Source organism: Nonomuraea sp. NPDC050227 (genome assembly GCF_044459705.1).
Taxonomy (GTDB): domain Bacteria; phylum Actinomycetota; class Actinomycetes; order Streptosporangiales; family Streptosporangiaceae; genus Nonomuraea.
The window spans coordinates 1,028,416-1,051,405 of record NZ_JBITJF010000002.1; the positions used below are offsets into that span (position 1 = coordinate 1,028,416).

Genomic DNA, 22,990 nt, shown 5'->3' on the forward strand with positions numbered 1-22,990 from the left:
GAGGTCCGTGGGCGGACAGGACTCGGCGATGATCAGCCGGAGCCGAGCCCGGCATCCCGCGCCCGGACAACCGCCGCCGAACGGTCGGAGACGTGCAGCTTGGCGAAGATGTTGGACACGTGGTTGCGCACGGTCTTCTCGCTCAGCACCAGCCGCCGCGCGATCGCCTGGTTGTTCAGACCGACCGCGACCAGATCAAGGATCTCCACCTCACGGTCGGTCAACTCGGGCAGCGGGCGCGGACGAGCCGCGGTCGTGGCGAGCACCGACAGCAGGCGTTCGCCCGTAGAGGCGCCGAACACCACCTGCCCGGCCGCGACCGCCCGCACCGAGCGCACGATCTCCTCACCGGTCGACTCCTTCAGCAGGTAGCCACGAGCCCCGGCGCGGATCGCGGCGAGCACACTCTCGTCGTCGGTGAGCATCGTCAGCGCCAGCACGACCGTCTCCGGCCGGTCGGCGAGAATGCGAGCGGTCGCCTCCACGCCGCTCATGCCCGGCAGGTGCAGGTCCATGAGCACCACCTCCGGCGCGACCCGTCCGGCGAGATCGACGGCGGCCTCGCCGGTGCTCGCGACACCCACGACGTCGATCTCCGGCGCGTCGCCCAGGAGCGCGACCAGGCCCTCGGCGAACACCGGGTGGTCCTCCACCACCATGACCCTGATCATCAGGCCGCCAGCGGGAGTCTGACGAGCAGGAGCGTGCCCGGCCCCGAGCCCGTGACCAGCTCGAACGTCCCGTTCAGCTCCTCGGACCTGCGCCGCATCGAAGCCAGGCCGAACCCCCGCCGGACAGGCGCGCCGACACCCACGCCATCGTCCTGCACACGCAGCTCCAAGGTGTCGGTGGCACGCAGCGTGACCGTACAGCGGGACGCCATGGCATGCCGCACGGCGTTCGTCAGCGCCTCGGCGGCGATCCGATAAGCGGCGAGCTCGACCGGCGGCGGCAGCACGGGCAGGTCGAGCGGCACCTCCACGTCCACCGCGAGGTCGCCGGCGAAGCCCCTGCCGAGCTCGGCCAGCGCGCCGGCCAGGCCCAGGTCGTCCAGGGGCGGCGGCCGCAGGTCGTTGACGATCGTGCGGACATCCTCGACGGTGGCGCGGATGCGCCTGGACAGCTCATCCATCACCCCCTTGGCCTTGGCGGGGTCGATGTCCACGAGACGACGGGCGCGGTCGGTCTGGAGCGCGAGCGCGGCCAGGTTGGGACCGAGGCCGTCGTGCAGCTCGTACAGCAGGCGGTCGCGCTCCTCCTGGCGGGCGGCGAGCATACGGCCGTGCGAACGCTCCAGGTCGGCGCCGAGACGGTGGGCGTGCACGGCCACCGCGACGTGCGGGGCGAGCTCGCCCACCAGCTTGTGATCCTTCGGGCGCAGCCGTTCCCCGAGCAGCAGCGCGCCGACCGGCTCGCCCCGATGCAACAACGGCACGCTCTCGGCCACCTCACCCGGACAGCCCCAGGAGGCGACGACCGCGCCGGACTCCTCGACCGCGACGTAGTGGACGCGCAACACCCTGCCGACCTCCGCGGCCATCTGATCGAGCAACTCGCCCGGCACGCCGGCACCGGACAGACGGGCGCCGAGCATGCGCAACGCGCGGGCCGGGTTGTCGCGGTCGCCGTACACCAGGCGGTTGGCGGCGGCGAGAACCCGGGCGTACAGGGGATGCACGACGAACGCCACGAGCACCGCCGACACGCCCGCACCGACGATCCCACCGAGAGCGAACGCGACCAGCGCGTACATGATCAGCAGCCCGACGCTCAGCGCGCCGAAGGCAAGCGCCCGCGACAGCAGGAGGTCCAGATCCCACAGGCGATGGGCGACGATCGCGACCGAGACCGCCACCGGCAGCGGCACCGCCGCCAGCACGAGCGCGCCCGCTCCCCAAGACGCCACGAGCGCCACCCCGGCCAGCGCGACCGTGATCAGCGCGGCGGCCACCACCCACTGCAGCCGCCTGCGCACCTCCTCGCCCGACGACCGGTAGCGGACGGCGAGCGAGGCCACCGCGCCGGCCACGGCCCCCGCCGTGCACACCACGACCGGCCCATCCAGCACGTCGGGCAGGCCGCGCAGACCAGCCAGCACGCCCGCGTACCCCTCGGGGAACAGGCCCGGCACGTTCTCGTACGGCACCGGCCGCAACATCCAGTCCAGAGTGTTGGCCCCGATCGCGACGAGCGCCGCCACCAGCGCGGGCCGCCAGCGACGCGAGGGCAGCCGCCCGTCCGGGAAGATCAGCAGGAAGACCGTCGGCACGACGAGGTAAGCCGGCATCCACAACCAGTTGGACGCCCACATCGCCCAGTCGTCACCCGGCAGCCGCCCGCCCCCGACGCCGCCCTCGACACCCTGGTTGATGCCGAGCAGCCCGTACGTGCCAAGCGCCAACCCCACCGCCTGGGCCGCCCCGGTGAACACCATCACCCAGCCCACCCGGCCCGCCGGCCCGCCCGGCCGCTGCGACACCACGAAGAGCCCCGGCACGCCGAACGACAGCGCCGCCACACCACGGAAGGCGTCGAACCGCTCGACGATCCCCGTGACGCCGAGCGCCCGCAGCCGCGGCTCGACCGCCAGCGAGCCGACCACGAGGGCGACGAGCACCCCGCCGACCAGCGAGGCTCGCCGTACCGATCTGTCCTTCATGGAGTGAATCGTGCCACCCGGTTGTCCCGCCGTCACGGGACGAGAAGTCCCCTCCGGGTCGGGACATGAGGCTCATGACGCCCGGCGGCCGCCCCGCACATCCTTGAGGCCGTTCCCTACGACCTCAGGAGAAGAACATGTCCGTCTCCACCACCACGACCACCACCGACCGGCCGCTGAAGATCTCGCTGCTCGCCGGGGTCGGGCTGCTGCTCACCCTGGACCTGACCGGCGCGGTCATCTCGCTGTCGGCCGGCCTGAACGCCACGTTCCTGGACGCGCTCGGCTCCCAGGCGCGCCTGTCGGCGCCGATCCCGATGATGGCCGCGCAGGTCATCCTGGTCGCGGGGGCAACCAGCCGCCGCCGGGCGCTCGCCGCGCCCGCCGCCGGGCTGCTGGCCGTAGCGGGGGTGCTGGCGTTCATGTCCGGCTTCTACGACGGAGGCTACGCGGCCGACCTCACCGGCGGCCAGCGGATCTTCCAGATCGTCCTGGTGTGCGCGCATCTGGGAGTGGGCGTGCTGGCTGCGATCCGGCTGGTCGGGCTGCTGCGCCGCCGTAAGCCACTTTCGTGAGCAGGAGAACGTCGATCGCCGGAGCCGACGACGCGAGGTAGGCCATCAGCCTGGCGTGCGCAGCGCCACGACAGCGGCTGCCATGGCGGTTCACAGCATTCTGCCGCTGAGCTTGCGACGCCGGACCGCTGCGCATCTCCGGGGCCGCCTACCGGTTGCGACGCCGCTGGCCTCCTCTTTCAGCTGGATCCGTTCCGTTCGGCATCTGCGTACCAGCGGCGAGCCTGCCATGCGGTGACCGCCATCTGCGCGCGCTTCAGACAAAACGATCATGGATCTATCTTTTGATTCTGATGATGAGTTCGGGCGAAGCCCGTTCCGATATGAACCGCTGCTGCAGACAATTTTCTGGCGGCACCACTGCCAGCGCCTTTACAAAGTAAGTTCCTGTCTGCGTTCGGGGCAGCGTGACGGCCAGCTCGTGGGCGGCCAAGGTGGCCGAATGCCCCCGCAGCGCCACCTCTCCAACCTGACCGACGCCCAATGGGACCTCATCGAGCCTCTGCTTCCCGAGCCCAACAGCGGCGGCCGTCCAGAAAAGCACCCGCGCCGAGAGATCGTCAACGCCATCCTGTACGTGGTCCGTCCCGCCCGCCCCGGCGAGCGGTACGAGCTCACGGGCGACCCCACCGCGCGCGGCGAGATCCTGGAAGGAACAGACCTGGCCAATCGCACGGTGGCCCAGGTCAAGGCCCCACACTGAGGCGTCGCCCTGCCCAGGAGATCAACGCCCGCCCAGGAGCGTCGCGCCGGCCAGGCGATGGGACAGACAGGGGCTCCGCGATCAGGAAACCTTGGACGAGGAGACCGTCCAGGTGTTGCACGCCTGCGGGGATCTGGCGCGGAAGCCCTTGTCGAGCCAGATGGCGATGTTGCGGCCCTTGCCGTGGTCGCGGTTCTTATACTGCTCGTCCCCGCTGTCGCGCGTTATCTGGAGCAAGATCTCCCAGTCTTCCTCGCTGCGTTCTGTCAAGGAGTCCCAGACGCTGCCGGTGAACACTCCGCCTAGGCACTCCGCCTGCAACTCCATGCGGCGGATCTGCTCGTTCAGTTCACTCTTGTTCCGGTACGGATAGCGGTCGTAGCTGCGGCTGATCCCGGTGAGGTTCTGCACGTGGTGCCCGTACTCGTGGGCGGCCGTCTGGAACAGGTACAGGTCAGTGGAGTCGTCGAGCATGTCGTCGTCCAGAAGGACGAGGAAACGCCGCTCGGCGTCGCAGTATCTGGCTGCGGCGGAGCCCCAGGGCTCTCCGCAGTACTTGCGCGGCTTGGTGATGAATCCGATCTTGGCCTTGGCGAAGGGCAGGCCCGCCCTCTTGAAATGGGCGCCCCACGACCGGTTGAGACAGTCCAGCACCGCGGTCAGGTACCGCTTGGCGGCGGCGACGGTCTTCGGCCCGACTTCGCGCTCCGGGCACTGGCTCGCTTGGAGTTCGCCCGTACGGTACAGCTTGTTCGCGGTCAGAGCTCGGGCCCGAATGGGGAAGGCGGACGCCGCGTGTGCTGTGTCCAACAACAAGGTGCCGGATAACAGCAGGCAGGCGAGCGTGGTTGCGGCGACAAGGGTGACGAAACGCATGATCGCCATCTAAGCACGCGGTACCGGAACTCTGCCGGGCTCGAAGGCGTCCCCCGAAGATACGACGAGGCCGAGCTCCCCGGATGCCGGAAGACGTGGAATCCCCTACATCAGGGTCCAAGAATCGAAGGTCGGTGCCACGCTCGCGCGAATAGTGTGCCTGCGAGGTTCCGTCACCATCGTCTTCCGGGTGGGGCGCCTGCGTGCTGAGGTGAGCGCATGACACCCCGTGAGCGCCATCAACCGGACGGCCGCCGCAGGAATGACCGCTCTGACGTCGGATCGCGCCCGCTCAGCCAAGCGGCAGATGCCGGGTGACATCGATCACGACACCGCTCATCCTCGGAGATCTGCCCGCCGCCCTCCACCATGAGCCTGCGACCGCCTCGCCCGGCGAGGTCCGCCGGCAGCCAGGGCAACGGGGTGCCCGCGTCGACGCCACGATCACACGCACGACATCGCCATCCGGGCGAGAAGGGACGCCGACGGCAAACGGAAGAACCGAGAGAACGGAGCCTCGTCCGTGACGGTAAGGTCCAAATCTGATCCACCCCCTGCCGACCACGCCGGGCAGCAGGCCGCCGTGCAGGAGCCCGCCACGGATCCGATCTTCGGAGGCGGCCTCCAGTACAGCATGGGATGGGCGCGGCACGAGGCCGACCTGGCGGTCGGCTTCGGCGTGATCATGCGTAAGCTGCCCTCGCTGATCGGCATCTGCCTGCGGCTGTCCTGGCGAGCCGACCCGGCCGCGCTCGTGATCGTCGTGGCCTGCCAGCTCATCGTCGGCGCCGCGACCGCGTTCGGCCTGCTGGCCACCAACCGGGTCCTGCAGCAGATCCTCGCGGTGGGGCCCACCCCCGACCGCGTCAAGGCCGCCGTGCCGGCGCTGGTCCTGGTCGCGGCCGCCGGCATCAGCGTCGCGGTGTTGACCGCCTGGTCCGGTGCCGCCTCCGGCCGGCTCCAGCCGAAGGTCGAGCACCTCGCCTACGACGAGCTCCTCAGCCGCGCCGCGAACGTCGAGCTGCTGCACTTCCAGGGCGCCCAGTTCCACGATCTCCTGGAGGCCGCGCAGTTCGGGGCCGGATGGATCGACATCGTCATCGATCAGGTCATCCGCATGCTGAAAGCGCTGATGGGCATGACCGCCGCCGCCGGCGTCCTGGGTGTGCTGCACCCTCTGCTGCTGCCGCTGCTGCCGCTCATCATCCTGCCGCGCGCCTGGGCGCTGGTGCGCTCCACTCTGCGCCGCAAGGCCTCCCGCCTGCGGTGGCTGACTCCCCTACGGCAGCAGCGCAGCCTGGCCCAGCTCCTGGTCGGAGCCGACCCCGCCGAGGAGATCCGCGCGCACGCCGCCGGGGACTTCCTGCTCCGCCACCACGACCGGATGGCCCTGCGCTCGGCGCGGGAGCAGGCCCGCCTCGCCCGCGCCGACGCCGGAGGCGAACTGCTGGCCGGGGCACTGAGCGGCCTGACGACGGGCGCCACCTACGTGGTGCTCGGCTGGCTCCTGATCACCGGACGCATGCAGCTGGCCGCCGCCGGCACCGCCGTCCTGGCCATCCAGACCGGCACCAGCCAGCTGGGCAACCTGATCTATTCGATCAACAACGTGTTCGAACACGGCCTCTACACCGAGGACTGGGCCGCCGCCTGCCGCCAGGCCGAACGCCTGGCCATCCCCCGCGACGGCACCGGCCTGCGGCGGGCCGACGGTCCCGACCTGATCGAGGCACGCGACCTGCGCTTCAGCTACCCCAACGCCGACGAGCCCGCCCTCGACGGCGTCGACCTCACCATCACCCGCGGCCAGATCGTCGCCCTGGTCGGGCACAACGGCTCCGGGAAGACCACGCTGGCGAAACTTCTCACCGGCCTCTACCTCCCCGAGTCCGGATCGGTCACCTGGGACGGCACACCCACCACCGACCTCGACCGAACCCAGCTCTTCGACCAGGTGGCCCTGCTGTCCCAGGGCTACGAACGATGGCCCTTCACCGTGTCCGCCAACGTCGCCATCGGCCGCCACACCACCGGCCCCACCCCCGAAGCGCTCGCCTGCGCCGCCGCGGCCTCCGGCGCCACCGATCTCATCGCCTCCCTGCGGGACGGCTGGGACACGCTGCTCGCCCCCGAGTACCAGGGCGGGGTCGACCTGTCGGGCGGGCAGTGGCAGCGCATCGCGGTCACCCGCGCGTACTTCCGGGACGCGCCCGTGCTGGTCCTGGACGAGCCGACCGCCGCCCTCGATCCCCGCGCCGAGGCCGAGACCTTCGCCGGTGTGCGCGCCCTGGCCGGCGGACGCACGGTCATCCTCATCACCCATCGCCTGCACTCGGTGCAGCACGCCGACCGCATCTTCGTCCTGCAGGACGGCCGGGTCACGGAGAGCGGCAGCCACCAGGAGCTGCTGGATCTCGGCGGCGAATACGCGGAGCTGTGGTCGTTGCAGGCGGCCCAGTACGGCATGGGCACCACCCCGTGATCTCGACCGGGCTCCCCCATCCTCGATGGGGGGCCGGTTCACTCGGCGACGAGCGGTCAGAAGGACGGATGCGCGTGCACCTGTCGTCCCTCCACGTAGGTGGCCAGGACGGTGATGGCGCCCAGGTCACCGGGGGGTACGGCGAACGGGTCGGCGTCGGTGACGATGAGGTCGGCGAGCTTGCCGGGCTCGATGGTCCCGGTCCTGGTGTCGAGGTGGTTGATCCGGGCGGTGCCGATCGTGTACGCCGACAGGGCCGCCGCCACCGGCAGGCGCTGCGCGGGCAGGAACGGCCGCCCCGATCCGTCGGGGAGCATCCGGTTGACGGCGACGTGGATGCCGAGGAACGGGTCCGGGCTGCTGACCGGCCAGTCGCTGCCCGCGGCGAGGGCGGCGCCCGAGCGCAGGAGGTCGCCGAAGGGGTACTGCCAGGCGGCGCGCCGGTCGCCGAGGAAGGGAATGGTCAGCTCGTCCATCTGCGGCTCGTGCGCCGCCCACAACGGCTGGATGTTGGCGGTGACCTCCAGGGCCGCGAAGCGCGGCACGTCGTCGGGATGGACGACCTGGAGATGGGCGATGTGATGCCGGTTGCCCTTGCGCCCGTTGACCTTGAGCGCCGCCTCGAACGCGTCCAGCGCCTCCCGGGCGGCCCGGTCGCCGACGGCGTGCACGTGGACCTGGACCCCGACGGCGTCCAGCCGGGTGACGTAGGCGCGCAGGTCCTCGGGCCCGACGAAGCTGATGCCGCTGTTGCCGGTCCGGCATCCACAGCCGTCCAGGTAGGGGGAGGTCATGGCGGCGGTGTAGTTCTCCGCCACGCCGTCCTGCATGATCTTCACGCTGGTGGCTCTGAACCGTCCGGTGGTGGTACGGCGGGCGAGCAGTTCGGGGATCTGCTCCTCGCCCCGGTCCCGATCCCACCACAGGGCGCCGACCACGCGCCCGGTGAGTATCGAGGCGTCGGCAGCGGCTTCGTAGGCGCGCTGGACCTCCGGGCCGACCATCGCGTCCTGCCATGCCGTCACTCCGGCCTGGTGCAGGCGTCGCTGGCCGGCCTGGAGGCCGCGGAGCAGGTCCTCCTCCGTGGGCTCGGGCACGTGCCTGCCCACGAGGGAGGCGGCGCCCTCGTGCAGGGTTCCTTGAGGGGTTCCGTCCGGTTCGCGCTCGATGCGCCCGTCGTTCGGGTCGGGGGTTCCGTCGTGGACGCCGCACAGCCGCAGGGCCTCGGTGTTGACCCACGCGCCGTGCCCGTCCCTGTTGGTCAGGTAGACCGGTCGGTCGGGGACGACCTCGTCGAGGGCGATCCGGCTCGGCGTGCCGCCGGGGAACCATTCCATGGACCATCCGCCGCCGGAGATCCAGCGCACCTCGGGATTGGCCGCGGCGTACGCGCGGACGACGGCGAGGGCGTCGGCGGCGTCCCGCGCCTCGTGCAGGTCGCACCGGGTCATGGAGAGCCCGGCCAGCACCGGGTGCACGTGGGCGTCCTGGAACCCGGGAAGCAGGGTCCGGCCGGCCAGATCGACGATCTCGGTCCGCGGGCCGGCCAGGTCGCGCACCTCCTCGACCTCGCCGAGCGCCAGGATCCGCCCGTCGCGCACGGCCACCGCGCGGCTGGGAGCGCCGGCCATGGGACGCACCCGGCCGTTGAGGAACACGATGTCGGCAGTTTTGTCGGCAAAAGTCATGTAAGTCTCCTCAGAGCTGCGGGCGGGTGGGCCACGGCAGGACGCGTTCGACGGCGGCGCCGATGTGGAAGACCGTCGCGTCGTCGTAGCTGCGGCCGACGATCTGCGTCCCCGTCGGCACGCCGTTCGACGCGAGACCGGACGGGACGTTGAGCACGGGGCAGCGGCTGGCGATGTTGAAGACGGTCGTCAGCGAGTACTCCAGGTAGTGGTCGAACTGGACCCCGTTGACCGTCAGCTTGGTGTCCACGTAGTCCTCGCCCGCGGGCAGCGCGGCGGTGCCCGCGGTGGGGCAGATCAGCGCGTCGTACCGGTCGAGCAGGTCGCCGATCACGGCGTAGATGCGGCCCTCCAGCTCCAGCCCGGCCAGGAAGCCGTCCCGCGCCAGCGCGGCGCGCGAGTCCTCGGCGAAGGCGAGGGCGTAGGGCGTGAGCTCGTCGCGGTGCGTGTCCGCCACGCCGGCGACCATGGGGCCGAAGATGGCGCCGAAGTGGATGAAGGCCGCGCGCATGACGTCGGCGCGCCGCAACGGCACCTCCACCTGCTCCACGATGGCGCCGGCCGCGGCCAGCGCGTCGGCGACCGCGCGGGTGTTGGCCGCGACGTCCGGCTCGATCTCCCAGTTCCCCAGGTCGGGGGAATAGGCGATGCGCAACCCCGCGACGTCGCCGAGGCGTTCGGGGAGGTGCACGGCGGGCCGGATGGAGACGACGTCGGCCGGGTGCGGCCCGACGATGACGTTCTGCAGGAGCGCGCAGTCGGCGACGGTACGGGCCATCGGCCCGTCATGGCAGTAGTGGTCCAGGTTGTACGGCGACATCGCGGGCACCCGCCCGTAAGGCGGCTTGTATCCGACTGTGCCGGTGGCCGCGGCGGGCAGCCGGATCGAGCCGCCGATGTCGGACCCCGTGGCGAGCGTCGCCGTCCCCGACGCCAGGGCCGCGCCCGCGCCGCCTGAGGAACCGCCGGGCGAGTAGTCCAGGTTCCAGGGGTTACGGGTGAGGCCCCACAGCCGGGAGTGCGTGTAGGCGGCGCAGCAGAACTCCGGCGTGGTGGTGCGGGCATGGACGATCCCGCCGGCGGCGACGACCCGTTCGACGACCGGATGGGTGGTGTCGGCGACGTGGTCGGCGTAGGCCAGAGAACCGTCGCTGGCGCGCATCCCCGCGATCGGCTGCTCGTCCTTGGTGGCGACCGGCAGCCCTTCGAGCGGTCGCGGCGACCCGTTGCCGAGGTAGGCGCGCTCGGCCTTCCTGGCCTGGTCGAGCGCCTCGTCGAACATCGTCTCGCTGAGCGCGTTGACCCGCGGCTCGACGGCCTCGGCCCGCTCGATGACCGCGGTCATGAGCTCGACGGGCGACAGGGCCCGGGTCCTGAACAGCTTCAGGGCTTGCGTGGCGGACAGGTGTGCGAGCTCACTCACATGATCTCCTGAAGGGCGCGCCGGTCGGCGGCGATCTGGGCGGGATCCCAGCCCGGCCGCGGCACGGAGTGCAGCAGCAGGCGGGTGTAGGGATGCTGGGGGGCGGCCAGGACCTGCGCGGTCGGCCCGGCCTCGACGACCTTGCCGCGGTGGAGCACGACGATGTCGTCGGCCGCGTGCCGGACCAGGGCCAGGTCGTGGGTGATGAACAGGTAGGCGATGTCGAGGTCGCGGCGGATGCTTGCCAGCAGGTCGAGGATCTGCGCCTGGATGGACACGTCGAGCGCCGAGGTGGCCTCGTCCAGGATCAGCACCTTCGGCGCGGTGGCCAGCGCGCGGGCGATGGCGACCCGCTGGCGCTGGCCGCCGGACAACCGCCTGGGCCGTACGGCGGCCTCACGCTCGCCGAGCCCGACGCGCTCCAGCAGTTCCTCGCGCCGGGCCCGGCGGGCCTGCTTGTCCAGGGCGAAATGCAGCCGTAGCGGCTCCTCCACGCATTCGCTCACGCTGATCCGCGGATCCAGGGAGAGGTAGGGGTCCTGGAAGACCATCTGGATCTCGCGCGCCCGCGACAGCCTGGCCCGGCGGCCCCGCGGGGCGCGGGAGCGGTTCCGGCCCTCGACGCTGATCCGCCCGGCGTCCGGGATCTCCAGGCCGACGAGCATCCGCGCGGTCGTCGTCTTGCCCGAGCCCGACTCGCCCACCACGGCGAGCGAGCCGCCGGCCCGCAGCGAGAAGGAGACGCCGTCCACGGCCGCCTTGTGGCCGTACGCCTTGCGCAGCCCCTCGACCTCCAGCACGTTCTCAGTCATGGACCGGCTCTCCAGCTCTCAGGCACGCCACCCGCGCGCGTTCCAGGATCTCCAGGTCGGGCCGTTGCTCCCGGCATCGCTCGACGGCCAGACCGCAACGGGCCTCGAAGGCGCACCCGGCCGGGGACTCGGCCAGCGACAACGGCCTGCCGGGCACGCCGTGCGGCGGCTCGTGCGACTCCAGCCGGGGCGTGGCCGCCAGCAGCCCGGCCGTGTACGGGTGCCGGGGCCGGGCGAAGAGCTCGCCGGTGGCCTGCTCCTCGACGATCCGGCCCGCGTACATCACGTAGATGCGGTCACAGATGGCCGCGGCCAGCTCCAGGTCGTGGGTGACGAACAGCATGCCCATCCCGCGCGCGGTCCTGAGGTGGGACAGGATCGCGATGACCTCCGCCTGCGTCGTGACGTCCAGGGCGGTCGTCGGCTCGTCGGCGAGCAGCAGGTCGGGCTCCGCGGCCAGCGCCCCGGCGATCATCACCCGTTGCAGCATCCCGCCGGAGAACTCGTGCGGGTGACGGCGCAGCGCGGCTTTCGGGTCCTCGATCCCCACCGCCTCCAGCAGCCCCTCCGCCCGATCGAGAGCCTGCCGGTACGGCAGCCCGCCCGCCCGCAGTCCCTCGGTGACGAAGTCGCCGATCCGCCGGACGGGATTGATCGACGCCCGCGGATCCTGGAAGATCATCGCCACTCGGCGGCGGCGCAGGTCACGCAGCCCCGCGGCGGTCTGCGCCAGTACGTCCTGGCCGTCGACCAGGACGCGCCCGCTCACGGCGGTCCGCCCGGGCAGCAGGCCGAGCACGGCCCGGCAGGTGACGGACTTGCCCGACCCGGACTCGCCGACGAGCCCGACGGCCTCGCCCTGGGCGACGCGCAGCGACACCGCGTCCAGGATGGGCCGGGCCGCCTGGCCGGGCGCCAGCCGTACGGTCAGATCGTCGATCTGGAGCATCAGCGCTCCCTCCCGGAGACGCGGTCGGCGATGCCCTCGCCGACGACGCTGAAGGCCACCACCGTGATCACCACGGCCGCGCCGGGGGCCAGCGCGGGCAGCATGGCGCCCTGGAGCAGGGCGGAGGCCCCTTCGTTGATCATGGCGCCCCAGTCGGGGACGGGCGGTTGCGTGCCGAACCCGAGGAAGGACAGCGCCGCGAGGTCCATGAGCGCGTAGCCGAAGTTGATCGCCGACTGGGCGAGGATCAGCGGGACGACATTGGGGACCAGGTGTCTCAGGCAGATGACCCACCCGGACCAGCCCTGCACCCGGTAGGCGTGGATGTAGGGGCGGGACATCTCGCGCAGGGCGACGCCGCGCGCCAGCCGTCCGACATAGGGGGTGTAGGCGATGCTCATCGCCACGACGGGCGCGGTCAGGCCGGGGCCGAACATGGCCACCAGCGTGATCGCCAGCAGCAGCGCGGGAAAGGCGAAGACGAAGTCCATGGCGCGGGACAGGACCGCGTCGAGCACACCGCCGGTCCAGGCGGCCAGGACGCCGAGCAGGGTGCCCGCCACCGTCGACAGAGTCACCACCAGGAGCGGGCCGAGCAGCCCCGCCCGCGCGCCGTGGATCAGGCGGGACAGGATGTCGCGGCCGGACTGGTCGGCTCCGAGCAGGTGATCGGCGCTCGGGCCGCTCAACGCGGCCGGGAAGTCGATGGCGAGCGGGTCGTGCGGCGCCACGACCGGCGCCAGGATCGCCACCGTCACCAGGACGGCCAGGACGGCGACGCCGGCGACGGTCATCCGGTCCGCGGGAAGCCGGTAGCGGCGGTGGAAGGTCACGGCTGTCAAGAGGACTCCTTCACTACGCCCTGCGCAGGCGCGGATCGATGGCCGGCTGAACCAGGTCGACCAGCAGGTTGGCCGCCGCGAAGACGACGACGATCAAGGTGGTGACGGCCTGCACGACCGGGAAGTCCTTGACGGTGACCGAGCTGACCAGCAGTTGCCCGATCCCGGACAGGCCGAAGGCGGTCTCCACGATCGAGGTCGCGACGAGCAGCCCGGCGATCACCGTGCCGGTGACCGTGCTGATCGGGCCGAGGGAGTTGCGCAGGACGTGGCGCCGGATCACCGCGTTCTCCTGGACGCCGCGCGAGCGTGCCACCTCGACGTGCTCGCGGGCCAGCTCCTCCAGCATGGACGAGCGGGTGACCCGGGCCAGCAGACCGGCGAACGTCAGGGCGAGCGCGGCCGCGGGCAGGGTCAGATGCCAGACGCGGTCGACCGGTCCCTCGCCGTTGCCGAAGGCGGGGAACCAGCCGAGCTGGACGGAGAACAGCGAGATCAGCCCGATCGCCGCGACGAAGGAAGGGGTCGCGGTGGCCACCCCGGTGCCGATGAGGACGATCCTGTCGAGCGGGCCGGGCCGCAGCGCGGCCAGGGCGCCGAGGATCAGCCCCGCGACCACGATGAGCAGCCCCGCGTAGCCGACCAGGAAGAGCGTCGTGGGCAGCCTGGCCAGGAGCAGCCCGGTCACGTCCTGCCGGAACTGCACCGACCGGCCGAAGTCCCCGGTCACCGCGCCGCCGACCCATTTGAGGTACTGCATGAGGAACGGATCGTCCAGGTGGTACTGCGCCCTGATCGCCGCGATGGCCTGCGGAGAGGCCGAACGCCCCTGGGTGAGGAAGGAGGCGGGGTCGCCGGGAGCCAGGTACACGGCGGAGAACACCGCGAACGACGCCCCGGCCAGCGTCGCCACCAGCCCGGCGAGCCTGCGGGCCAGGAAGGCGCCCATCAGTTCGCCGACCCGAGCGCTGCCGCCCACGGGTAGACGAGCTGGGTGATGCCGGTGGGCGCGCCGGTGAGCCGCTTGTTGAGGAACATGCTGTGCGGCACCTCGTACAGCGGGATCCACACCATGTCCCGGACGGCGATCTCCTGGAGCTTGGCGACCACGGCGGCGCGGGCCGCGGGGTCGGCCTCGGCGCCCGCCTGGTCGACGAGCCTGTCGTACTCGGGGTCGGAGTAGCCGCCGTAGTTGGAGAAGTTGCCGGTCTGCAGGATTCCGTAGAACTCCAGCGGATCGGGGGTGGAGTCGTACCAGATGGTCATGACCAGGTCGACGCCCTGGCGGGCCTTGGGGTCGGAGAACAGCGCGGAGTAGGCGTCGGGGGCCACCGCCTTCTGCTCGACCCGCAGGCCGATGGCCTGGCCCGCGGCCTGGACGGCGTTGGCGATGACGCCGATGTCGGGAGCCATCGTGCTCGTGGCGATCACGATCTTCTTGCCCGTCCCGCCGGCCTCCTTGACCAGCTTCCTGGCCCCTTCGAGGTCGGTGCTCAGCTCGGGGAGCTTGGCGTAGTACTGCTTGGCCGCCTCGGGGGCGATGCCCCACGCGCCGATCGCCGCGGGCGCCTTCGCCGGTGTGGCCACCCCGGCCACGCTGGCCTGGAGAATGGCCTTGCGGTCGAGCGCCATGGACAGCGCCTTGCGCAGCCTCAGGTCGCCGAGCGTGCCCTTGAGGTCGAGCGGGATGAGGCTGACGGCCGCGGTGTTGGGGCCGAAGTACAGCTTGCCGCTGGAGGCGCTGCCCAGGCGGGTGAAGCCGGTGGTGGGGACCAGGTAGCTGCCGTCCACCTCGCCCGAGAGCAGCGCGTTGACGCGGGCCGCCGGGTCGGAGATGAAGACGTTCCGCACGGTCGCGGCCCTGGCCTTGAGCGCGGGGTCCCAGTAGCCGTCGAAGCGTTTCAGGTTGATCGCCTGGCCCTTCTCCCACTTGTCGAGGGAGTACGGCCCGGTGCAGTTCACGCCCTTGTCGGGGGTGCCGTACCCGGCGCCCTGCGCGGCCAGGAACGCGGCGCTCTCGATGGTCCCGGCCGAGGTGCCCATCTGCTCGTTGAACAGGTGGTCGGGCTTCTTCAGGTGGACGGTGACCTCCATGGGGCCGGTCTTCTCCACCGATTTGACGTTCTGGTAGGACGAGACCCAGTACGAACCCACCGCCGGATCCATGTGCCGCCGCATGCTCGCCACCACGTCGTCGGCGGTGAGCGGCGATCCGTCGTGGAAGCGCACGCCCTGGCGGATCGTGTACACCCAGCGCCCGGGGTCCGGGGACTCGGCCTTGCTGGCCAGCCCCGGTTCCACCCGGAAGCCGGGGGTGATCCGCATGAGCTGCTCGCACACGTTGGCGAGCACGGTGTTGGGCGGGTAATCGAAGGCGTAGGCGTAGTCGAGCGACTGCGGCTCGGCGTAGAGCGCCCAGGTCACGGCATCCACCGGGCCCTTGGCCGGCGGCAGGTCCGCCGTGACGGTGAAGGTTCCGGAGCCGGCGGCCTTCGGGGCGGCCGCGCCCCCTCCACAGGCAGTGGCCGCCAGTACGGCCAGCGCCGCGGCGGCGAGTCGAGCGGTACGCATCGGACCACCTCATCCTCGTGCGGGAAAGTGCCATGAGTATTGGTGAAGGAACGTTCCTGCACAAGACACTGAAGGAACGATTCAGCAACGGTCAGCGAGGTGGCGAATCGGCTGACATCCTGCAAAGATCGGACCCATGGAAGAGCCAGAGCGTAAGGTCGGCGCGCGCGTGCGCCTGGTGGACGTCGCCCGCGCGGCGGGGGTGTCCAAGACCACCGTCTCGGACGCGCTCAACGGCGCGGGCCGCCTCCCCGACGCCACCCGCGAGCATGTCCGGCAGGTGGCGCGCCGGCTCGGATACCGGCCGAACGCCACGGCGCGGCGGCTGCGCGCCGGGCGCTCACGCCTGCTCGGCCTCGCCGCCCGCGAGTTCGTCGAGCATCCGTGGTTCTACACCGAGCTCGCCTACTTCGCCCGGCTGACCGCCGCCACCACCCGCGCGGGCATGACCCACGGATACGGCGTGGTGCTGCTGCCCACCACCGGCCCCGACGACTACTGGACGGACCTGCCTCTCGACGGCGTGTTCGTGGTGGATCCGGTCGAGGGAGACCCTCTGGTCGGAGACTTTCTCGCCGCGGGGGTGGCCGTGGTCTCCGACCGCAGAGCCGTGGCGGGGACACCGTGGCCGTGGGTCGACTTCGACTACGGCGCGGCCCTGCGCGGCGTGCTCGACCACCTGGAGGACGAGGGCGCCCGGCGGATCGCCGCGGTCGGCGCCCCGACCACGGCCTGCTACCACCGCGATTCCGTCCGGGCCTATCTCGACTGGAGTGCGGAAAGGGGCCGCGACCCGTTGCTGGCCCAGCTCGACGGCCCCGGGTTCGAGCCGACGCTGGCCGCGGTGGAGAGGTTGCTGAGTGATCCCGAGCCGCCGGACGCGCTGGTCGTGCTCGTCGAGGTCAGTCCGTCGCTGCTTCTGGACCGGATCCGCAAGCTCGGCAGGTCGGTGCCCGGCGACCTGCTGCTGGTCTGCGCGACGGAGGACCCCACGGCGCCGTTCACGGACCCGCCCGTCAGCACGCTCAGCTTCCTGCCGGTCGAGACGGCCGACATCGCGGTCGGGATGCTCGTCGACCTCATCGAGGGCCGCGGCGTCGCGGGCGGCCGGCTGCTCCAGGCGAGGTTCGACGTCCGGGCCTCCTCCGATCGCCGCTCCGTGCCGGGAGCCGGGAAGTGATCACTTTCTGGGCGGGCGCAGAGTCGTCCACGCCACGGTGAGGGCGGTGCGGAAGGTGTCGGCCTGCTCGGGCGACAGGCCCGAGATCATGCGGTCCTCAAGCTCGGCGGCGGCCTCGGCGTGGGCGTCGAGGAGCGCCCGGCCCTCGTCGGTGAGGTAGAGCAGCAGTTCGCGCTTGTTCGCCGGGTTGGGCGAGCGGCGGATGAGGTGACGCCGGTCGAGGGCGCCGATCACGTCGGCCATGGCCTGCGGGGTGACGAAGGAGTCGCGGGCGAGCTGGGCGGCGGTCACACCGTCCTTGTGCTGCAGCACGGTGAGCGCCGTGTACTGCGGCGTGGTCACGGCCGCGCCGCGCAGCATCTCGTCCAGGCGCGACCTGATCGCCAGTTCGAGCCGTTTGACGGCGTACAGCAGCGACGGGGTGGGGCGGGGCGGGGCGCTGGCCATGACGAACAGTATCCCAGCCAGGCATTGACAGGAAACCTGATGATACTTCAGCCTTCTTCATCAGGATTCCTGTCAATTGGAGAGCTTGTGATCCCTCCCTGCCCTGACCTGCCCCCGTCTCTGACGCTGGAGCGCCGTGGGGACGTCGCGGTGCTGTCGTTGAACCGGCCGGCCAGACGCAACGCGCTGGACGACGCCACGATCGCCGGGCTCGGCGCCTTCTTCGCCGCCCCGCCCGCGTGGGCCGGGGCCGCGGTGCTCGCCGCCGAGGGCGCGCACTTCTCCGCCGGGCTCGACCTCGGCGAGCTCACCGTACGAGACGCCGCCGGCGGCCTGCACCACTCGCGCGGCTGGCACGAGGCGATGGGCCGGATCGACCACGGCGCCCTGCCGGTGATCGCGGTCCTGAAGGGCGCCGTCATCGGCGGCGGCCTGGAACTGGCGGCGGCCGCGCACCTGCGCGTCGCCGAGGAGTCGGCGTTCTTCGCCTTCCCCGAGGGCAGCCGGGGGCTCTTCGTGGGCGGCGGCGCCTCGGTCCGGGTCTCCCGGCTGATCGGCGCCCAGCCGATGATCGACATGATGCTCACCGGAAGGGTCCTGACGGCCGCGGAAGGCGAGGCCCGCGGCCTGGTCGACTACCGGGTGGCCGAAGGCGACGGGATCACCAAGGCTCTTGCCCTGGCCGAGCAGGTCATCGGGAACCCGCCGATCGCCAACTACGCCGTCCTGCACGCCCTGCCGCGCATCGCGGACGCCGACGCCGAGACCGGGCTGCTGCTGGAATCGCTCATGTCGGCCGTGGCGCAGAGCAGCCCGGAGGCCAAGGCCCGGATACGGGACTTCCTCGACGGCCGGGCCGCCAAGGTCGGCCGTCCGGGAGCCGCCCGATGAGCGCCCCCCTCCCCCCGGCGGAGCCGCTGTACGTCCCCGGCCCCGAGCAGATCGCCAGAGCGCACGCCACCGGCTTCATCGGCTGGCTCGCCCGCGAGCGCGGCGTGACCGTGGAGACGTGGGAGGAGCTGCGGCACTGGTCGGTCACCGGCGTCGAGGACTTCTGGGCGGCCGTGTGGGCCTACTTCGAGGTCAAGGCCCACACGCCCTACGACAGCGTCCTGGCCGAACCGGCCATGCCCGGCGCCCGCTGGTTCCCGGGAGCGACCCTGAACTACGCCGAGCACTGCCTCGGCACGCCCGAGGACGCCGGCCAGGTCGCGGTCGTCGGCCACTCCCAGACCCGGCCGCGCGTCGAGCTCACCTTCGCCGAACTCGCCGAGCAGGTCCGGCGCGTACGGGCCGGCCTGCGGCGGCTCGGGGTGCGGCGCGGCACCCGGGTGGTCGCCTACCTGCCCAACTGCCCGGAGACGCTGATCGCGTTCCTGGCCACGGCGAGCCTCGGCGGCATCTGGGCGAGCTGCGCCCCGGAGTTCGCCGCCCCCGCCGTGGTGGACCGGTTCGGCCAGATCGAGCCGGCCGTCCTGCTCGCGGTGGCGGGCTACACCTACGGGGACAAGAGGATCGACCGGCGCGAGCAGGTCCAGGCGATCCGGGACGGCATGCCCTCGCTGGAGCACGTCGTGCACGTCCCGTACGGCGAGCTCGACCTCCCCGGCGCCCTGGCCTGGACGGAGCTCGCCGCGCCCACGGACCAGGCGCTGCGGTTCGAGCCGGTGCCCTTCGACCACCCCCTGTACGTGCTGTTCTCCTCCGGCACCACCGGCAAGCCGAAGGCCATCGTGCACGGCCACGGCGGCATCCTGCTGGAGCACCTGAAGAACCACGCCTTCCATTGGGACCTGGGCCCCGGCGACCGGCTGCTGTGGTTCACCACGACGGCGTGGATGATGTGGAACACGCTGGTCTCCGCGCTGCTCGTGCGCTCCTCGATCGTGATGATCGACGGCAACCCGCTCCACCCCGACCTGCGCGCGCAGTGGCGGCTCGCGCAGGAGACCGGCGCCACCCTCATGGGCGCCAGCCCCGGCTACCTGATGGCCTGCCGCAAGGAAGGGGTGCGGCCCGGCGAGGAGTTCGACCTGTCCCGGCTGCGGCAGATCGGCGTGGCCGGCAGCCCCTTCCCCGCCGAGGGCTTCCGGTGGGCGGCCGAACAGCTCGGCCCCGCCGTCCTGCTGAACGTCGGCAGCGGCGGCACCGACGTGTGCACCGGCCTCGTCCAGGGATCGCCGTTGCAGCCCGTGTGGGAGGGGGAGATGTCCGGGCCGAGCCTCGGTGTGGACGCCAAGGCGTTCGACGAGCACGGCAACGTGGTGATCGGCGGCGTCGGCGAGCTCGTCATCGCCGCGCCGATGCCCTCGATGCCGGTACGCCTGTGGGGCGACGACGACGGCCGCCGGATGCGCGAGACCTACTTCAGCCGCTATCCCGGCGTCTTCCGCTTCGGCGACTGGTGCCGTTTCTCCTCCCACGGCTCCTGCGTCATCACCGGCCGATCGGATGCCACGCTCAACCGCGGCGGCGTCCGGCTGGGCACCGCCGAGTTCTACCGGGCCTTGCAGGACGTCGAAGAGGTCACCGACAGCCTCGTCGTCCACCTGGAGAGCAAGGAGGGCGACATGGGGGAACTGATCCTGTTCGTCACTCTCGCCGACGGGTTCGTCCTGGACGAGCCGTTACGCGCCCGCCTGATCGCGCGCATCCGCGCCACCCTGTCCCCGCGGCACGTGCCCGACGCCCTCCTGGCCGTCCCCGCGATGCCCTACGGGAGAACCGGCAAGAAGCTGGAAGTCCCCGTCAAGAAGATCCTGCTGGGCGCCGCCCCTGACGAGGTCGCCTCGGCCGGCTCCCTCATGGACCCGGCGGCGCTCGACGCGTTCACCGCCATCGCCCGCGACCGTGCGAGGCGGGCGTGACGAGCCCGGCGGACCAGCCGGTCGCCGTCATCGGCACGGGCGTCATCGGCGCCGGATGGGCGGCGCTGTTCCTCGCCCGCGGCCTCGACGTCACCGCCTTCGACCCCGCTCCGGACGCCGAGGAACGGTTGCGGGCCGCGCTCGACCTGGCCTGGCCCGCGCTCACCCGGCTCGGCCTGGCCGACGGCGCCTCCCGCGACCGGCTCACCTTCGCCGCGACCTGCGGTGACGCCGTCGCCGGAGCGCGGTTCGTCCAGGAGAGCGGGCCGGAGCGCGCCGACCTCAAGCGGGCACTGCTGGCCACGCTGGACGAGGCGGCCCCGCCGAGTGCGCCGATCGCCAGCAGTTCGTCGGGCCTGATGCCCAGCCACCTTCAGGAGATGTGTCCCGCGCATCCCGAAAGGGTGCTCGTCGGACATCCCTTCCACCCCGCCCACCTGATCCCGCTGGTGGAAGTCGTGCCCGGCGAGCGCACCGGCCCCGACGTCACCCGGCGGACGATGGACTTCTACCGCTCCCTCGGCAAGCGGCCGGTGCTCGTGCGGCGTGAGGTTCCCGGGCACCTCGCCAACCGGCTTCAGGCCGCCCTGTGGCGGGAGGCGTACTCGCTGGTGGAGCGGGGAGTCGCGAGCGTCGCCGACATCGACGCCGCCATCGCGCACGGCCCCGGCCTGCGGTGGGCCCTGCTCGGCCCGCTGGTCAACCAGCACCTTTCGGGCGGCCCCGGCGGGATGGCGCACACCCTGCGCCACCTCGGCCCGCCCGCCCAGACCTGGATGGACGACCTCGGCGCGCCGCGGCTCACCCCCGAACTCGCCGGCCTGCTCGTCGACGGCGTGCGCGCCGAGCTCGACGGCATCGACCAGGAAGCCATGGCGGCCGACCGCGACGCGCTGCTCGTCGGCCTGCTGCAGGCCAAGCGCCGGCGCCACGACCTTCCCTGACACACCGAGAAGGAACGATGACCTACACCCCGCGCATCGACCCGGACGCCATCGTGGCCCTGGACGTCCACGCCCACATCGAGGCCGACCACCACGGCCGCCTGTCCCTCGACGCCGAGCTGATGGCGGCCTCGGCGAAGTACTTCAAAGCCGGTCAGGACCGCACCCCGACCATCGACCGCGTCGCCGCCTACTACCGGCAGCGGAACATGGCCGCGGTGGTCTTCACCGTCGACGCCGCCACCGAACTCGGCCACCCGGCCCTGTCCAGCGAGGAGATCGCCCGTCAGGCGGCCGAACACGCCGACGTCCTCATCCCCTTCGGCTCCGTGGACCCGCGCCGCGGCCCGGCCGCCATCGCCCAGGCCCGCCGGCTCGTGCGGGACTTCGGCGTGCTCGGCTTCAAGTTCCACCCGAGCCTGCAGGGCTTCACCCCCAACGACCCTGCCCACTATCCGCTCTGGCGGGCGCTGGAGGAGCTGGGCAGCGTCGCGCTGTTCCACACCGGCCAGACCGGCATCGGCGCCGGCCTGCCCGGCGGGCGCGGCATCAAGCTGCGCCACTCCGACCCGATGCTGCTCGACGACGTCGCCGCCGACTTCCCCGGGCTCACCATGATCCTCGCGCACCCGTCCGTGCCCTGGGTCGACGCCTCCCTGTCCATCGCCGGCCACAAGTCCAACGTCTACCTCGACCTGTCCGGCTGGTCACCGAAGTACTTCCCGCCGCAGCTCGTCCGCCAGGCCGCCGGGCCCTTGCGGCACAAGGTCCTGTTCGGCTCCGACTACCCTGTCCTCACCCCCGACCGCTGGATGGCCGATTTCGCCGCCCTGGACGTCAAGGACGAGGTCAAGCCACTCATCTACAAGGAGAACGCCCTACGCGTTCTCGGCCTGCGCGGGGCGAGCCGATGAACGCGGCCGTCGTGGCCGAGCCCCCAGACGCGGAACGCCTCGTTCGCAGCTTCTGGCCGTGCGTGCCAGCATGATCGATCATGTCGGGATACGAGACGAGTGACGCGACCCTGGCCGCCATCGCCGGCCTGTTCGGGACCACCGCCGAGCGCGTACGGCCTCTCCCGCAAGGGGTGGCCAACCATGTCCTCCTGCTCGGCGACGACCTGGTCCTGCGCATCCCGCGGACCGAGCAGTTCCTTCCGGACCTGGTCAAGGAGGCCGCGGTCATCCCGTACGCCCGGCGCGCCGGCGTACGCACCCCGGAGATCGTCGCCTTCGACGACACCTGCTCGGTGGTGGACGTCCCCTACATGGTGCTCACCCGGACGCGCGGAACGGATCTCGCAGGCCTTGACCTGCCCCACGCGGACACCGAACATCTCTACCGGCAAGTCGGGCGGGAGCTGGGCAAACTCCATCGGCTCACTCCGGACACCGCCCCCGCCCTTGCCGGCGTCCCCACGGACGACGGCAACGCGGACCCCTGGGCGCTCACCGACCGCCTCCTCAAGGACGGCTGGATCGACGCCGAGACCGCCCGCTGGCTCACCGGATGGTTCGACCGGCTCTCACCGCATCTCCCCGCGAGCCCGCCTCCGGTCCTGATCCACGGCGACATCGCTCCCCAGAACCTGCTCATCTCCCCGCAGACGGCCCGGCTCAACGGGATCGTGGACTGGGGCGACGCCGAATGGGCCGACCCCGCCGCCGACTTCGCCAAGGTGCCCCTCACCTCCATCCCGGCCATGCTCGCCGGCTATCGGCAGGAAACCGGCATCGCCACGAGCCCGCCGACCTGGGAGGCTCGCGTGCTGTGGTTCCACCTCACCTGGGCGCTGGGACGCCTGAAAGATCCCGTGCCGCGCCCGGGCGAACGCCACTGGACCGCGCCTCCGGCCAGCCGACTCCTCGGCCTGCTCCGCTTCTTCGCGTCAGCCCCACCCACTCCTTGGGCCGATCTGTCCTGATGGCCCGCCACCTGATCCGGCGTCAGCTATCGGCCGGGCACCGTCGTG

19 protein-coding genes and 1 pseudogene are annotated in these 22,990 nt (G+C 71.7%); 9 read left to right on the top strand and 11 right to left on the bottom strand.

What is annotated here, in order from left to right:
• Positions 1-32 precede the first annotated feature (32 nt).
• Both ACIBK9_RS12165 and ACIBK9_RS12170 read right to left on the bottom strand, forming a co-directional pair.
• On the bottom strand, positions 33-659 hold the full coding sequence (locus ACIBK9_RS12165) for a response regulator (protein ID WP_397157459.1): 627 nt from the start codon (positions 657-659) through the stop codon (positions 33-35).
• An 11-nt stretch (positions 660-670) separates the two neighbouring features.
• Positions 671-2,659: a sensor histidine kinase gene (locus ACIBK9_RS12170; RefSeq protein WP_397157461.1), complete on the bottom strand. Its 1,989-nt coding sequence runs from the start codon at positions 2,657-2,659 to the stop codon at positions 671-673.
• Between the two features lie 137 nt (positions 2,660-2,796).
• Between ACIBK9_RS12170 and ACIBK9_RS12175 the strand changes: the two genes are divergently transcribed.
• Entirely contained in the window at positions 2,797-3,234 is a 438-nt protein-coding gene (locus ACIBK9_RS12175) for a hypothetical protein (RefSeq protein ID WP_397157463.1), read from the top strand.
• A gap of 442 nt (positions 3,235-3,676) precedes the next feature.
• Positions 3,677-3,814: pseudogene (locus tag ACIBK9_RS12180) on the top strand (transposase); the annotation flags it as partial.
• 204 nt (positions 3,815-4,018) lie between these two features.
• Here the strand turns inward: ACIBK9_RS12180 and ACIBK9_RS12185 are convergent.
• Positions 4,019-4,813: a neutral zinc metallopeptidase gene (locus ACIBK9_RS12185; protein WP_397157465.1), complete on the bottom strand. Its 795-nt coding sequence runs from the start codon at positions 4,811-4,813 to the stop codon at positions 4,019-4,021.
• Between the two features lie 523 nt (positions 4,814-5,336).
• On the opposite strand from ACIBK9_RS12185, the gene ACIBK9_RS12190 reads away from it, so the two are divergent.
• Complete coding sequence (locus ACIBK9_RS12190) at positions 5,337-7,295, top strand: ABC transporter ATP-binding protein (RefSeq protein ID WP_397157467.1); 1,959 nt, start codon at positions 5,337-5,339, stop codon at positions 7,293-7,295.
• A 56-nt stretch (positions 7,296-7,351) separates the two neighbouring features.
• On the opposite strand, the gene ACIBK9_RS12195 is transcribed toward ACIBK9_RS12190, so the two are convergent.
• From ACIBK9_RS12195 to ACIBK9_RS12225, 7 genes are read right to left on the bottom strand one after another with little or no spacing between them, the layout of a single operon-like run.
• Positions 7,352-8,983 (bottom strand): amidohydrolase, encoded by a 1,632-nt coding sequence (locus ACIBK9_RS12195; RefSeq protein ID WP_397157469.1) that lies wholly within the window; start codon positions 8,981-8,983, stop codon positions 7,352-7,354.
• A 10-nt stretch (positions 8,984-8,993) separates the two neighbouring features.
• On the bottom strand, positions 8,994-10,406 hold the full coding sequence (locus ACIBK9_RS12200; protein ID WP_397157471.1) for an amidase: 1,413 nt from the start codon (positions 10,404-10,406) through the stop codon (positions 8,994-8,996).
• Positions 10,403-11,218 (bottom strand): ABC transporter ATP-binding protein, encoded by an 816-nt coding sequence (locus ACIBK9_RS12205; protein ID WP_397157473.1) that lies wholly within the window; start codon positions 11,216-11,218, stop codon positions 10,403-10,405. The genes ACIBK9_RS12200 and ACIBK9_RS12205 overlap by 4 nt, the downstream gene beginning before the upstream one ends.
• Complete coding sequence (locus ACIBK9_RS12210; RefSeq protein WP_387683197.1) at positions 11,211-12,167, bottom strand: ABC transporter ATP-binding protein; 957 nt, start codon at positions 12,165-12,167, stop codon at positions 11,211-11,213. Before ACIBK9_RS12210 ends, ACIBK9_RS12205 begins: the two co-directional genes overlap by 8 nt.
• Positions 12,167-13,000 carry an ABC transporter permease gene (locus ACIBK9_RS12215; RefSeq protein ID WP_358300013.1) on the bottom strand — a complete coding sequence of 278 codons (834 nt, stop codon included), beginning with the start codon at positions 12,998-13,000 and terminating at the stop codon, positions 12,167-12,169. The genes ACIBK9_RS12210 and ACIBK9_RS12215 overlap by 1 nt, the downstream gene beginning before the upstream one ends.
• A 22-nt stretch (positions 13,001-13,022) precedes the next feature.
• Positions 13,023-13,988: an ABC transporter permease gene (locus tag ACIBK9_RS12220; RefSeq protein WP_397157475.1), complete on the bottom strand. Its 966-nt coding sequence runs from the start codon at positions 13,986-13,988 to the stop codon at positions 13,023-13,025.
• Positions 13,958-15,580 (bottom strand): ABC transporter substrate-binding protein, encoded by a 1,623-nt coding sequence (locus ACIBK9_RS12225; RefSeq protein WP_397157477.1) that lies wholly within the window; start codon positions 15,578-15,580, stop codon positions 13,958-13,960. Before ACIBK9_RS12225 ends, ACIBK9_RS12220 begins: the two co-directional genes overlap by 31 nt.
• A 136-nt stretch (positions 15,581-15,716) precedes the next feature.
• Between ACIBK9_RS12225 and ACIBK9_RS12230 the strand changes: the two genes are divergently transcribed.
• On the top strand, positions 15,717-16,760 hold the full coding sequence (locus ACIBK9_RS12230) for a LacI family DNA-binding transcriptional regulator (protein ID WP_397157479.1): 1,044 nt from the start codon (positions 15,717-15,719) through the stop codon (positions 16,758-16,760).
• On the opposite strand, the gene ACIBK9_RS12235 is transcribed toward ACIBK9_RS12230, so the two are convergent.
• Positions 16,761-17,207, bottom strand: coding sequence for a MarR family winged helix-turn-helix transcriptional regulator (locus ACIBK9_RS12235; protein ID WP_397157481.1), 447 nt, complete (start codon positions 17,205-17,207; stop codon positions 16,761-16,763).
• A 39-nt stretch (positions 17,208-17,246) separates the two neighbouring features.
• Between ACIBK9_RS12235 and ACIBK9_RS12240 the strand changes: the two genes are divergently transcribed.
• From ACIBK9_RS12240 to ACIBK9_RS12260, 5 genes are all read left to right on the top strand, one after another.
• Positions 17,247-18,098, top strand: a complete 852-nt coding sequence (locus tag ACIBK9_RS12240) for a crotonase/enoyl-CoA hydratase family protein (protein ID WP_397157483.1) — start codon at positions 17,247-17,249, stop codon at positions 18,096-18,098.
• Entirely contained in the window at positions 18,095-20,074 is a 1,980-nt protein-coding gene (locus ACIBK9_RS12245; RefSeq protein ID WP_397157485.1) for an acetoacetate--CoA ligase, read from the top strand. The genes ACIBK9_RS12240 and ACIBK9_RS12245 overlap by 4 nt, the downstream gene beginning before the upstream one ends.
• Positions 20,071-21,018 (top strand): 3-hydroxyacyl-CoA dehydrogenase NAD-binding domain-containing protein, encoded by a 948-nt coding sequence (locus ACIBK9_RS12250; protein WP_397157487.1) that lies wholly within the window; start codon positions 20,071-20,073, stop codon positions 21,016-21,018. The genes ACIBK9_RS12245 and ACIBK9_RS12250 overlap by 4 nt, the downstream gene beginning before the upstream one ends.
• Before the next feature lie 17 nt (positions 21,019-21,035).
• The gene (locus ACIBK9_RS12255) at positions 21,036-21,932 is read left to right on the top strand and encodes an amidohydrolase family protein (RefSeq protein WP_397157489.1); all 897 of its coding nucleotides are present in this window, start codon (positions 21,036-21,038) and stop codon (positions 21,930-21,932) included.
• Between the two features lie 80 nt (positions 21,933-22,012).
• On the top strand, positions 22,013-22,942 hold the full coding sequence (locus ACIBK9_RS12260) for a phosphotransferase family protein (protein WP_397157491.1): 930 nt from the start codon (positions 22,013-22,015) through the stop codon (positions 22,940-22,942).
• The last annotated feature ends 48 nt before the right edge of the window (positions 22,943-22,990 follow it).

What these genes read in the sequence shown, in the direction of transcription:
- ACIBK9_RS12225 (WP_397157477.1), bottom strand. Translation starts at nt 15,580, where the DNA reads ATGCGTACCGCTCGACTCGCCGCCGCGGCGCTGGCCGTACTGGCGGCC.
- ACIBK9_RS12205 (WP_397157473.1), bottom strand. Translation starts at nt 11,218, where the DNA reads ATGACTGAGAACGTGCTGGAGGTCGAGGGGCTGCGCAAGGCGTACGGC.
- ACIBK9_RS12240 (WP_397157483.1), top strand. Translation starts at nt 17,247, where the DNA reads ATGATACTTCAGCCTTCTTCATCAGGATTCCTGTCAATTGGAGAGCTT.
- ACIBK9_RS12170 (WP_397157461.1), bottom strand. Translation starts at nt 2,659, where the DNA reads ATGAAGGACAGATCGGTACGGCGAGCCTCGCTGGTCGGCGGGGTGCTC.
- ACIBK9_RS12260 (WP_397157491.1), top strand. Translation starts at nt 22,013, where the DNA reads ATGTCGGGATACGAGACGAGTGACGCGACCCTGGCCGCCATCGCCGGC.
- ACIBK9_RS12255 (WP_397157489.1), top strand. Translation starts at nt 21,036, where the DNA reads ATGACCTACACCCCGCGCATCGACCCGGACGCCATCGTGGCCCTGGAC.
- ACIBK9_RS12235 (WP_397157481.1), bottom strand. Translation starts at nt 17,207, where the DNA reads ATGGCCAGCGCCCCGCCCCGCCCCACCCCGTCGCTGCTGTACGCCGTC.
- ACIBK9_RS12185 (WP_397157465.1), bottom strand. Translation starts at nt 4,813, where the DNA reads ATGCGTTTCGTCACCCTTGTCGCCGCAACCACGCTCGCCTGCCTGCTG.
- ACIBK9_RS12230 (WP_397157479.1), top strand. Translation starts at nt 15,717, where the DNA reads ATGGAAGAGCCAGAGCGTAAGGTCGGCGCGCGCGTGCGCCTGGTGGAC.
- ACIBK9_RS12195 (WP_397157469.1), bottom strand. Translation starts at nt 8,983, where the DNA reads ATGACTTTTGCCGACAAAACTGCCGACATCGTGTTCCTCAACGGCCGG.
- ACIBK9_RS12245 (WP_397157485.1), top strand. Translation starts at nt 18,095, where the DNA reads ATGAGCGCCCCCCTCCCCCCGGCGGAGCCGCTGTACGTCCCCGGCCCC.
- ACIBK9_RS12175 (WP_397157463.1), top strand. Translation starts at nt 2,797, where the DNA reads ATGTCCGTCTCCACCACCACGACCACCACCGACCGGCCGCTGAAGATC.
- ACIBK9_RS12165 (WP_397157459.1), bottom strand. Translation starts at nt 659, where the DNA reads ATGGTGGTGGAGGACCACCCGGTGTTCGCCGAGGGCCTGGTCGCGCTC.
- ACIBK9_RS12210 (WP_387683197.1), bottom strand. Translation starts at nt 12,167, where the DNA reads ATGCTCCAGATCGACGATCTGACCGTACGGCTGGCGCCCGGCCAGGCG.